This window comes from Bacillus sp. ZY-1-1 (genome assembly GCF_003047165.1).
GTDB lineage: Bacteria > Bacillota > Bacilli > Bacillales > Bacillaceae > Bacillus > Bacillus velezensis.
In genome coordinates, this window is the sequence record NZ_CP027061.1 from 2,173,191 (window position 1) to 2,186,617 (window position 13,427).

Annotated in this window: 1 protein-coding gene; it reads right to left on the reverse strand. The window is 50.3% G+C overall.

What is annotated here, in order from left to right:
* Position 1 precedes the first annotated feature (1 nt).
* Positions 2 to 13,426, reverse strand: coding sequence for a type I polyketide synthase (locus tag C5I45_RS10920; RefSeq protein ID WP_107994391.1), 13,425 nt, complete (start codon positions 13,424 to 13,426; stop codon positions 2 to 4).
* Between the last annotated feature and the right edge of the window lies 1 nt (position 13,427).

Here is a 13,427-nt window from a genome sequence, read left to right on the forward strand (position 1 = left end):
CTTATTTAAATGCTTTCCAAAACATTTTTTTCGCAGGAAGCTCTTGTTTCTCCGCTCGTACGACAGGTTCTTTTACCAGAGCCTTACGTCTTAATGACGGTACCGGCAGCGGCTTTCTTTTCAATCGGGTATCTTTTTCTTCCCAAGCTTCCAGAATGACGTGGGCGTTCGTTCCGCCGTCGGCAAAGCAGTTGATGGCTGCTGACGGTCTGGCTGCATCCCATTCGCCGGCTGTTTTATGAAAGTGAAAATCTGTCTTTGTTATATCAAAATGCGGCATCGGTTCGTCTCCTGAGAGAAACGGAACCGTTTGTTTATGCTTCAGCATTAATACGACTTTAATGAAGCTTGCAATGCCTTCTGCGCAAAGCGGATGCCCGATGTTCGGCTTGATTGACCCGATGCCGAGCGGAACATGCTGACCTGAGCGGTATACGGAGTGAATCGCCTTCAGCTCAAGCAAATCAGTCACCGCGGAACCCGATCCGTTTGCTTCGATATAAGTGATGTCTTCCGGCTTTTTGCCGCTTTTGAGAAGCGCGCTTTGCATAACGTTCTTTTGCGCCTGCATATTCGGGGCTGACGGGCCTGCCGTTCTGCCGTCATTGTTCATGGCGGCAGCCTTAATGACCGCGTGTATCGTATCGCCGTCTTTTTGCGCCTGGCTTACTGTTTTTAACAGCACCATGCCGACGCCTTCACCGAGGACCACTCCGCCTGAACGCTTGTCAAATACGTGAAATGCCGGTTTCTCGTTTAACAGCCCGCGCTCTTGGAACATCCGGTGCGCCGCATCTGTGTTCAGCAGGCTGACGCCGCCAACTACCGCCGCTTTGATATCGCCGCTTCTCAGTGCCTGAACGGCCATGTTCATTCCTGTCAAAGCTGATGAACAAGCCGTATCAAGCACGATACTCGGCCCGCGCAGATCAAAAAATTGCGAAACGTTTGCCGCTAAATAATTCTGCCCGCCCGCAACAATCGGGTTGCGGGTATTCGCAAGACTTTCAGGATCAGGCTGATGCTGGCTGCGGCCTCCGATATACACACCGGCCTCTATGCCCTTGATTTCTTCACGGGTATAGCCGGCATGGCACCAAAGTTTCAAGCTCTCTTCCAGCACCGCCAACGCCTGAGGGTCCATCGCTTTCGCGTCGTTTTCCGGAATGAAAAAGAATTCGGAATCAAAGTGATCCATATTGTCAATCAATCCCGCAACATATTGATTTGCATATCCGAAACGTTCCGCCGGGACGGAGCCGATTGCGGACCTGCCGCTTCTCAGCAAGTCCCAATATTGTTCTAACGATTCCGCTCCCGGAAAACGGCAGCTCATTCCGACGACGGCAATGTCTTCAGTTACGGCAGCACGCTTTTGCTCAGTGTGAACCGTTTGTACGGCAGCCGGAACCAAGATTTCCGTATCAGGTTCCTCCCTTTCTGCAAGCAGCGGCTGCCCATTGGATACAAGCCATTCGGCAAACGCGTCAATCGTCGGATGTTCATATAAAACAGACGGATCTAAATCCTCTTTGAGCGCTTGATTCATTTGCTGTAAAAGCTGCGCTAAAATGATCGAATCAACCCCGTAATCCTGAAACGGTTCGTCTGTTTCCAGATCTTCCGGAGCGATTTTCAGCTCATCGGAAAACAGTTTCACAAGCCATGCCTTCGTATCAAGAAGCAGTTCTCTGTCTGAATGTTTTTCCGCGGCTTTGCCGTTTATTACGGCTTCAGTCTCTTTTGGTTTTTTCTCTTGACAGAGCAGCCTGTCGGGATGCCATTCGCTCCGATCAACGATAGCCGGCAGAACGGACGGGCGGATGTTTCCAGATAAAATGCGGTCCAGCAAGTCAAGTCCTTCCGCGTTGGACAGTCCCAGCAGCCCGGTCTGCTTCAGGTTTTCTGTGCGGACTTCACCCAATCCGGTTTCCTTCCAGTTCGGCCATTGAATGCTGACTAGCGGATATTGATGCTGATGAGCCGCCGCGAAATAATCCATGTACGCATTTGCCATCGCATAATCCGACTGTCCCGCCGCGAGCGCCGGAACGACTGCAGATACTGAAGAAAATAAGACAAAAAATTGCAAAGGATCATTTGTGAAAAGGCTGCTTAATGTTTGAAGCCCGGCGACTTTCGGTTCAAGCACTTCTTGTATGTCGTCGGCAGTCTTTCTGATAAACGCCGGATTTACTGAATTAACCGATCCCGCACAGTGAATGACGCCGCCGATCGGTCCCATCGTGCGCCGGATCGTTTCAATTTCCGCTGCCGCCGCATCATGATCAGACAATTTCAGACTGATCACCGCCACTTGCACTCCTTTTGCTTCAAGCTCTTCAATCGCCCGTATCTTCTCTCTCAGCCTCGTATTAACGGCTGACCGTTTATGACGGGGAGGAATAGGCTCCCTGCCTGTCAGCACTACTTTTTTCACGCCGTGTTTTTCTGTGAAATGGCGGGCGCATAAGAGACCCAGTCCCCTCGTCCCTCCGGTAATGAAAAGCACATGGTCTTCAGGAAACGGTGCTGGCTTATGTTCTGCTCGCTTCCCGCTTGGAATCTCGCTGAACAAAGCACGGTATCTTTGTCCGTTTCGGCGGCAGACTTCCGGTTCTGTGCTGTCCGCCGAAAATTCATCTGCAATCTGTTTGGCAAGCGTCTGCTGATCCGTATCTGTATCGGCATCCATGTGTCTGGACGTCACGTTTTGATACTCATTTTGAAGCATTCTGTACAGGCCGCTTTTTGCCGCTCCTGCAAGATGAATCGTTTTCTGCTGAAATGGCTCCAAGCCTTTTGTTACATATAGCAGCGTCAGCGGCCGCGCTTGCCGGCGGCTTGTATCAATCAGAGTCTGGAGCCGGCTGATCCCTTCCAGTGAAGGGTCTTCGTCTCCGCATCCCGTCAGATCGATTACGCCATCTATGTGATTCCAATCGCTAGCTGCAGTGTCAGCGTCAGCGGCCGGGAGAATGAACGAGTCAGCGAAATGCTTCGCAGTCTCTTCGGCAAGTTCCGCTGTTCTTACATCAGCCAGAATCATGACCGTCCTGCCGCTTTTCTCACCGGCCGAATCGATCTCACACGGAACCCATTGCTTTTCTAAAAGCACAGCCTTGCGCCGGTCTTCTGTTTCCTGCGGTACGGCTTTCGGCTCAGGCAGCCAGTACGGCTCCTTCGCAAATGGGTAAGCCGGCAGACTGATTCTGCGGGGTTTTTCGCCTTGATAGAGTCTGTCCCAGTCCGTCTGAAGCCCTTTGGCCCACAATTCCGCTATTTTGGCGTATTTTTTCTTATCGAACCACGACCTGACAAGCTGCTTCAGATCATCGTCCGTTTCAAATGCTTTGATTTCTTTTTTTGCCGTTTTGATGTGGGTTTCATATATCCCTTCACCCGTATTTCCGTTTACAAAATCGGTTAAACGGCTGATCAGTTCTTCTCTCGAACCGGCTGTAACCGCAAGACGGTAATCCATCGCATCACGCCCGGTCTGAAGCGTGTATGCCATATCCGAAAGATTGATATTCTGATTGGCTTTTGCAAATTCGATCACAGACTCAGCATAGGTTTTTACCTGCGGCGCTTTTTTCGCCGACAGCACAAAAATGTTTGTCTCATCAGACTTGCGGCTTCCCCGGTCTTTCGGCTGATACTCTTCGATAACGAGATGAGCGTTTGTGCCGCTGTAGCCGAATGAGCTGACGCAGGCCCGCCGCGGTGCTCCGCCTGTTTCCCAAGGTTTAAGTTCGGTATTGACAAATAAAGGCGAGTCATCGAAATCAAAATGTTCATTCGGCGTGCTGAAATGAAGGGTCGGCACAAGCTGCTGGTGCTTCATCGACAGCAGAACCTTCTGGACGCTTGCTACACCTGCCGCCGCCGACGTATGCCCGATATTCGATTTAACCGAACCGATGGCGCAGTATTGTTTGCGGTCCGTTTTTTCCTTGAATACAGAAGATAAGGCTTCTAATTCAATCGGATCCCCCTGCTTTGTGCCGGTGCCGTGCATTTCCGCATAGGTGATGCTCTCAGGGTGGATGTTGTGCGCTTCATACACTTGACGCTCTAAATCCATTTGGCTTTTCGCGCTTGGTGCGGTAATGCCGTTGGTTTTTCCGTCTTGGTTAATTCCAGATCCGATAATGACTCCGTAAATATGGTCTTGATCGGCTTCCGCATCTTTCAGCCTCTTCAAAACGAGCGCCCCCGCGCCTTCGCCAGGCACAAATCCGTTCGCACTGTTATCAAATGCTTTACATTGGCCGTCAGGAGACAGCATTCCGGCTTCACACATGCTGATGTATGATTCAGGCGTTAAATACAAGGTGACGCCGCCGACAAGGGCCATGTCAATTTCATGATTCAACAGCGCCTGACGCGCCAAATGAGTCCCGACGAGAGATGAAGAGCATGCCGTATCGATCGGAATGGCCGGCCCTTTCAAATTGAGATAATAAGGCAGGCGGGCCGCCGCGATGCTGAAACTGTTGCCCGTCGCGCTTCCTCCTGTCTGATGTTTGTTTAACATCATTCCGTATTCATTGTTCATAATCCCCAAATAAACGCCGCAATTTTTTCCGTTTAATTCTTTTGAGCTGTAACCCGCATCTTCAAAGGCTTTAAAACCTTCCTGTAAAAATATCCGGTGCTGCGGGTCCATAAGTTCCGCTTCAGACGGAGAAATATTAAAGAACAGCGGATCAAACTCTTCAATGCCGTCAAGCATACCGATTGATCTGCAGTATACTTTGCCCTTCTTGTTTAAGGCCGGATCATAGTATTTGTTTACATCCCAGCGGGAAAGCGGGATGTCGCGGATAGCGTTTTTCGCATGGGCTAAGTTGTCCCAATATGCCTTTAGGTCCGGCGCATCCGGGTACTTGCCCGACATGCCGACGATGGCTATCGCGTCCGCTATCTCGTCTTTAGGCTCCCGTTTGGCCTGCACCGGTTCAGGTTCCTTTTGAACCGTTAATCTCTCCGGCTCGGCAGGTGTTTTCTCCTGCGGGGCGGCTTGCTGTGTAAGCGGCTTTGGACGTACGGGAACCGCCTGTTTTTTTCTGCCGCGGACGGACGGCTGCGTACGCAGAAAATCGGCAAATTGACGGATTGTCGGATAATCATACACTTTCGTTACGTTACAGTCCGTGCCGTACCGTTTATTGACGGCCTTTATCCATTCAAGACCGGTAATCGAATCCATACCGAGGTCAATAAAGGCCTCATCAATATCCACTTCATGCCGCTCCATGTACAATACATCAGCCAGTGCTTTTGATAACTCGTCATGCACCGCTTCAATCGGTTCTTCCGGTTCGGCGGAAGCTGCCGTTTCAGACATCGCCTCCAGAATATCCGCTTCTGCTTGTATCACATGCTGCTTATGAGCGTTTAAAGGCTGCAGCAGTATGTTTGACGGTTTTTTTACGGCCTCTGTTTTCTGCGGTTCGGCTGCTTCCTCAAGGATCGGTTCTGTCCCGAGCTCTTTTTGCAAGAAGGCCGCAAACTGGCGGATTGTCGGATAATCATATACTTTCGTCACCGTAAGGGACGTGCCGTACGCTTTATTAACGGCCTTTATCCATTCAAGACCTGTGATTGAATCCATGCCGATATCAATAAATGTGTCATCTGCGTCGATATCGTCGGCATCCATATATAACACGTCCGCCAACCTTTCCGTTAATTCGGCACTTACTTTTTCAGCGGATACCGCCGGACGGGAAGCAGACTGTACGGTTCTTTTCGGTTTCGCGCCGCTCAAAGGCTGCAATGAAATGTTTGACGGTTTTTCTTTGGCAGTCTCCTCGTGAAGAGTTGCTACTTCAATGACCGGTTCCGGGACGGCCGCCGGTGCGATCGGCGCAGACTGTGTTTCGGCCGGTCTTTTGACAGCTGCATCAGCTGATGTGTCGATCCAATAACGGTCTTTTGCAAACGGGTAGGCCGGGAGACTGATTTTTTGCGGTCTGCCCATTTGATACAGCTTATCCCAATTCAGCGGAAGGCCCTTCACCCAAAGCTCTAATACCTTTGCGGCTTTGCCTTTTTCAAGCCATGCCTCAATGGTTTTTTCCATGTCCTCATCAGCCGCAAACAGCGCCATCGTGTCTTTATTCTGTTTGACTTGTCCGCGGTAGAGCCGGTCAATTGACTCCTTGCCGCCCGTAAATTCGTCAAGCTTTTCTTCAAGCTCACGCAAATTGCTGACAATCATTCCGAGACGCTCTTCCATCGGTTCACGTCCGATTTGAAGCGTATATGCGATCCGGCTCAGATCCGCTTCTTGGTAACGCCCGCTCCGCAGCGCATCAAGAAGACGTTCCGCCCGTTTTTGAAGCCTTTGTTCATTTTTCGCGGAAAGGACGATCATCGACGGATGAGGTGCGGCAAAAGCCGTCTCCTTATCCTCATCAGCGGTATATTCTTCGATGACGATATGGGCGTTGACGCCCCCGGCTCCGAATGAGGAAAGCCCCGCGGTTCTCGGCAGTTCTTTATTTATTCCGTTTTCATTTATGACCGGTCTTTTCCACTCTTCAAGCGTCTGCTGCACTTTGAACGGCGTAGCGAGAAAATCAATATTCGGGTTAAGCGTCCGGGAATGCAGTGACGGTGCGAGTTTCTTATGTTTCATTTGCAGGAGCACCTTCGTCAGACCCGCGATGCCCGCCGCGCTTTCACAGTGACCGATATTGGATTTTGCTGAGCCGATGGCACAAAACTGTTTATCTTGTGTTTGTTCTGAAAAGGCTTTTGTCAGACCCGTGATTTCAATCGGATCACCGAGTGAAGTCCCAGTGCCGTGGGCTTCGATGTAGCTGACCGCCCTCGGATCGGTTCCCGCGTCTTTTAACGCCTGTTTGATCACCGCGGCTTGGGCGTTCGGATTCGGTACGGAATACCCGTTTGTTTTTCCATCATGGTTTACGGCCGTTCCTTTGATCAGGCCGTAAATATGATCACCGTCCGCTTTCGCTTTAGAAAGCGGCTTAAGGAGTACCGCTCCCACTCCTTCACCGGGCACATAACCGTCCCCGCCTTCACCGAAACTTTCACATCTGCCTTTGCTTGATAAAAATCTGTTCTGGCCGAGCATCAAATATTTATTCGGATGAACGGATACATTGACGCCCCCGGCAAATGCTGTCTCGCATTCGCCGTTCCGCAAGCTTTGGCATGCCAGATGAATGGCTGTTAAAGAAGAAGAGCACATCGTATCCAGCGCCATGCTCGGACCGTTAAAACCGAATACATAGGAAGCCCTGTTCGCAATAGATGACGGATTTCCGGTCAGCGCAAGCGATTTTCCGCGCGCCTGTTCTTCGGCTCCGTAAAGCTGATATTCCTCATACATGACGCCTACGTAAACACCGACATTGGCGCCAAGCAAATCACCCGATTTTTCCTTGAGCTTTTTGCGCGTGTAACCGGCATCTTCCATCGTTTCGTAGACACATTGCAGGAATAACCGCTCCTGCGGGTCCATCAATTTTGCATCCCGAGGCGAAATAGAGAAGAATTGCGGATCAAATTTGTCCACGTCTTTCAAAAATCCTCCCCATTTTCCGTACGTCTTGCCTTCTTTATCTTTATCAGCGTCGTAATAAAGACTGTGATCCCAGCGATCGTTTGGAATTTCAGTTATGCAGTCAGTGCCTTCACTCAAGTTCTTCCAAAATTCCTGAAGATTTTCGGCTTGCGGATATCGTCCTGATATACCGATAATCGCGATATCTTCACGCTCCGTCACTGGATTTTTCCGCGTGTCTGTGCGGACTTGCGCAAAGCCTTTTTTGCCTTCATTCCGTTTGGAAACGGGCTTTATTTCGGCTTTTTCAGACAGCGCCGGTTTGGCTGCAGGGGTTTCTTCTGTTTTCAGCCCGGTCACTTCCAGCAGCGTGTCCCGGTGTGCTTTCATAAAATACTGCGCCAGCGATTCGATATTCTGATATTCGAAAAACAATGTTTTTGACAATGAACCGAAGCTCTTTTCCAGCCGGCCCGTCAAATGCATAATCATAATCGAATCAATTCCGTAATCTTCCATAGGCGCCTTGGCGTCAATTTTGCCGACAGGAAGTTTGGTTACTTCCGAAAGCACATGTTTCAAGAAATGCTCCGTTTTTTCTGCAAGCATGTTCTCTCCGTCTGCCGTAAGACCTGCCGGTTCTTCCGTTTCGCTGCCCTTATCCGGCTGATCATCCGCTGATTTATTCAGAAACGCCCGGATTTTTGCGGCGTAGCCTTCCGTCACCATGATTTGGGATGTGTTTGCCGCCCACCCGCGGTACAAAGCATGGATGCCGTTTTCTGTTTTCATAGGGACCATGCCGCTTTCTTTTGTCAGCATCGCTTCCGTTTCAGCGTCAACCGTCATGCCGCCGTCTTTCCAAAGCGGCCAGCAGATTGAAAGGGTGTGTCCATAGCGTTCATTTCGGGCTTTTTTACGGTTTCTTTTTTCACTGAAGGCGTTCATAAACGCATTGGCCATCGCATAATCAGCCTGGCCCGCGCTTCCGGCGCTTCCGGCTCCGGAAGAGAAAAGAATCAGAAAATCAAGCTCAATGTCCTTTGCCGCTTCATCAAGATGAACCAGTCCGGAGACTTTCGGCGCCAGTACATCACGGATTTCATCTTTGGGCTTTTTCAGAATATAATTGTCTTTTATCATTCCCGCGCTGTGTATGATACCGTTTAATCCGCCGTACTGCCGGCAGATGTCCGCTGTGAGCGATTGAACTTCTTGTTTTTCCGTCATGTCCGTTTGTTTGTACACGGCTTCCGCGCCGAGATCGGACAGTTCTTGAAGCTGGTCTTTTTTACGGTTATCCAACAGAGAACGCCCCGTTAAAATAAGCACGGCGTCTTTTGCATGCCGGGCGATTTCTTTGGCGAATAAAAATCCGAGTCCGCCCGCACCGCCTGTGATCAGATAAACACCTTTATCCTTCCACGGCTTTTCGGCGCCGAACTGTTCAAGCCCTGTTTCCTGCCATTGTGCCGTATAGCGCTTGCCGTTTTCATAGCGAATATGTTTGTCATCAGGATGAGCGCTGCATTCTTTTACATATCGGGACAGCGTGTCTGCCTTGACGTCCGGCTCCAATTCAATCAGCTGGCCGGTCAGGTTCGGGTTTTCAAGCGCCGCTGTTTTCAAAAGCCCCGTTAAGCCGCAAAGGAGCTGCGTATCCGCTTCTTGAGGCACGACAATCTGAATGAGCTCGCGCCCGCCGGAATTTGAAGCGAGAATTTTCTTCACTTCTTCGAACGCCTGAAGCGCACAAGCTTCAAACCGTTCGTCTTCACTCTTATGCTGATCACGGAGCACGTGACAGCTGAAGTCTGTCTGTATGCTGTTCATTTGATCCGTAAACCGGTCTGATATCATCACGTGACGGGCTTTGAAATGAGTCGGCGCTTTTTCATGTACAGCGGCCTTCTCTTCCCATACGTGTTCAAAAAATAGTGTATCTGTTTTATCCGTTTCAATTTCCCGTGCGGAATAACCAGTCATTTTCACACATACATTGCCTTGTTCGTCACATACATCAATATCCAGCTTCTGCACGGCATCTTCTGGCTTGCTTTCGCCGCTGTACGCAATGGAAACCCACATATCGCTTTTACAGCTTTTCAACACATCAATCTGTTCGAGAGCAAACGGCAGCATCGGCCTTATGTCATTTCCGTCTCTGTCAAGCATTAACCCGATTGTCGCGTGGAAAGCCGCATCCAAAAGGCTCGGATGGAGGACAAACTGATCTTTTGTATGAGAAATAGATGACGGGAGTGAGAGCTTCGCGAGCACTTTGCTGTCTTTTGCATAGATTTTCGTGACCGCTTTGTGAGCATCCCCGTATTCAATCCCCATCTGTTTGTATGCCTGATAGCAAGCGTCAGGTGTGATCAGACGGCGTGACTCTCTTAATTTGTCAATCTCGATTTTGGCCGGTTCGCCCCCTCGGACAAACGCCGCGCTTCCTTGCGCATAGAGAACGGGCTCTTGTTCCGAGGAAGCCGATTCACCGTAAACCGTGAAGCCCATCTCCCCATTTTCTTCATCATAAAGACGGAGATACAGTTCTGCGGATTCATCCGCCGCTGTAAACGGACGTATCCATACGACGTTTTTCAGACGGACTGTTCCTTCTTCCTTCGTTTCTGCCGCGTGTTCAACGGCCGCCCGGACCATTTCCAGATAAGCCGCGCCCGGTAACGTCCGCTCGTTTTTGACGACGTGATCTTTCAGGAAAAATTCTCCGCCGCTAAAAGAGGACCGGAAACGAACACCTGACATGTTTGATACATTTTCATGAAGGAGCGGATGCAGCATGCCTGCCCTTTTTTGCGGCAGCGATTCTCTTTTCTCCGCCTTCGGCACCCAATACCGGATTTTTTCAAACGGATATGTCGGCAGGCTGATCCGATTCGGTTTGTTTTCACCGTACAAGAGATTCCAATCCATCGTTCCTCCGCCGGTCCACTTTTCGGCAATCATCTCCAGACTCCCGGAAGAAAGCCATTTATGTATCAAGTCCGGAGCAAGCTCTGCCTGATTGCTTTTATCGGCTCGGTTCCGCCAGCATCCGCTGACCGTTTTACCCGCCAGAAAGCCTTCCAGCCGCTCTTTGAGCTGTGTCATATTCTGAGCGGTGAACGCAACCCGCTCCTCCATCTGTTCACGGCCGATCTGAAGTGTATATGCCGCATCCTCAAGCGGCAGGCCGGGATGAATAAATGAAGACAGCTTCGCAACATACTCTTTTAGCCGTTCTTCATTCCGGGCGGAAACCGGGAAAATGAAAGTCTGTTCTTCTGCCGGTTCATACGCTGTTCTCTGTGATTCTTCAGGGATAAATTCCTCCAGAATGAGATGCACGTTTGAACCTGTCGCCCCGAAAGAACTGATGCCCGCACGCCGGGGATATACGGTCTCGTTTCCGTTTTCCGTCACTGATGGCTGCTGCCATGCTTCGGTATGATGCTGGACGTAAAACGGTGATTGTTCAAAATCTAAATACGGATTCAGCTCCTCGGAATGAAGAGACGGCACCAAAGTTTTATGGTGAAGCTGCAGGGCAACCTTGCTTAAGCCGCTGATGCCCGCCGCCGATTCCGCATGGCCGATATTGGACTTCACTGATCCGATCGAACAGAACTGTTTGTCCTGTGTGTACTGGCGGAACGCCTTGACAAGGCCTTGAACCTCAATCGGATCGCCGAGAGAAGTTCCCGTCCCGTGCGCCTCAATATAACTGACCGTGCGCGGATCGATGCCCGCTTTGTCCAGGCATTCTTCAATCAAATCGGCCTGCGCGACAGGACTCGGCACGGAAATTCCGCTCACTGTCCCCACGTGGTTGACGGCACTGCCCTTTATCACCGCATAAATCCGGTCTCCGTCTTTTACCGCCTCTCGCAGCGGTTTTAATAAAACGGCACCGATTCCTTCAGCCGGTACATAGCCGTCTCCGTCTTTCCCGAATGTATGACAAACCCCGTCTGTTGAAAACATGTCCCATAAACCGTATGTCAGATATTTATTCGGATGCAGCGACAAGTTGACCCCTCCGGCAACCGCCGATTCACATTCCCCGCGCCGAATGCTTTCCGCAGCAAGGTGAACCGCAGTCAGCGAAGATGAACAGACCGTATCGACCGCCATGCTCGGCCCGTGAAAATTGCAAAAATATGAAACTCTGTTTGCGATTTGCGCATAATTAAGAGAAAGCGGGAATACATGATCTTCAGAAGAAGCTTCCGCCCCGACCAACGTATAATCCTTATGCATCACCCCCGCGAAGACGCCGACGCGCTGTCTCTTATTCCGTCCGCGCGCCTCTGCGAGCGACTTCGGCGTATATCCGGCATCCTCAATCGTTTCCCAGCATGTTTGTAAAAACAGCCGTTCCTGAGGGTCCATTGTTTCAGCTTCCCGCGGCGTAATCCGGAAAAATTGGGGATCAAAGCAATCCGGATCATCAATAAATCCGCCCCATTTTGAAATGCTCTTTCCGGAAGGCGACTTTACATTTTCAAACCGGCGCCAGTCCCAGCGAGACTCCGGAATTTCGGTGACACAGTTTTTTCCTTCTTTCAGGTTTTCCCAGAATTCATGAATATTTTCGGCCTGCGGATAGCGGCCGGCCATGCCGATAATCGCGATATCTTCATCTTGCGGAACACTGCTTTTCCGTCTTCTTTCTGTTTGCTTCTCAACCTGCTTCTCTATTTTTGCAGGAGACGCGCTGAAATGGCTTCCGTACTGCTCTGTCAGGAAAGCCGCCAGCTCTGATGCCGTCGTATATTCAAACAGCAAAGTCGGAGAAAGGGTTTCGCCGATTTTTTCGCTGATCGTTTCGACGACGTCAAGCAGTCCGGACGATGTCAGCCCCATTTCATAGTAGCCGACTTGTGAATCAATCTGTTCAAGCGGCTTGCCGATTTTTTCAGCCATCAGATTCATGACAAACCGTTCTGCTTCCTCATGCGGGTGTCCGCCTTCAAGCGATGCCGCAACTTCCGGTAAACCGGCTTTTTCAGGAGACTTCTCAGCAGTCTTTCGGTCTGTATTGATCAGCTCGGCATCCCGCACGAGCTTGCTTGTGAAATCTTTCAGCTCGGCTACTTTTCGGCCGGATGTGTTAAAAAACTCCAGTGTAATGTAAATGAGCTCTTTTTCCTGCCGAAGCGACGAACGTTTGATTCTCGTGATGCAGCCGGCCTGCAAAGGTTCGGAAGCTGTAAAAGATTCGTAGAAAAGAGGCAGAAACAGCCTCTTTTCCCCATTTAACAGCGAGGAGATCAATAGGTTTGCGCCGACGCCGCTTCCGTCAAGAAGAGTCGGATGGAACAAAAACCCTTCGGCCTGTCCCATCGCGTCTTTTCCGAGCGATACATCAAAGGTGACGCCGTCCCGCTCCTCAAACACTTCTCCTTCCGCTTTCATATATCCGCTGTGAACCAATTCCTGGGCTCTGCATTGTGCATACAGCTCATTTAAATCGATGGTGCATTCCGCCTCGCGTTTGACAGAGTCAAGATCAAGCGTGTCACTAAAAACTGCGGGTGCCGTCTCGTGCATTTCCGCTTTGACGTAAATACGTTCTTCCGGCTGGACTCGGCCGCCGCTGACCTCAGCCCCTTTTGCGGTAAGTTTCCAGCGCCCTTCTTTTACCTTTGTACATTCAACCGTAAGCTTGACGGCGCTGTCTTCTTTCGCAATAAGCGGCTGATATATGGATAAATGGCGCAGCTGAAGCCCGTCGTATGAATAGCCGCGCTCTTTAAAAATCTGATAAAACATATCAATATAAGCCAATCCCGGAAGGACTTTTTGTCCGTAAACGTCATGATGTAAAATAAACGGATTTTTCAGCGATAAAGTGATTTGCTTATTGAAGTTCTTCACG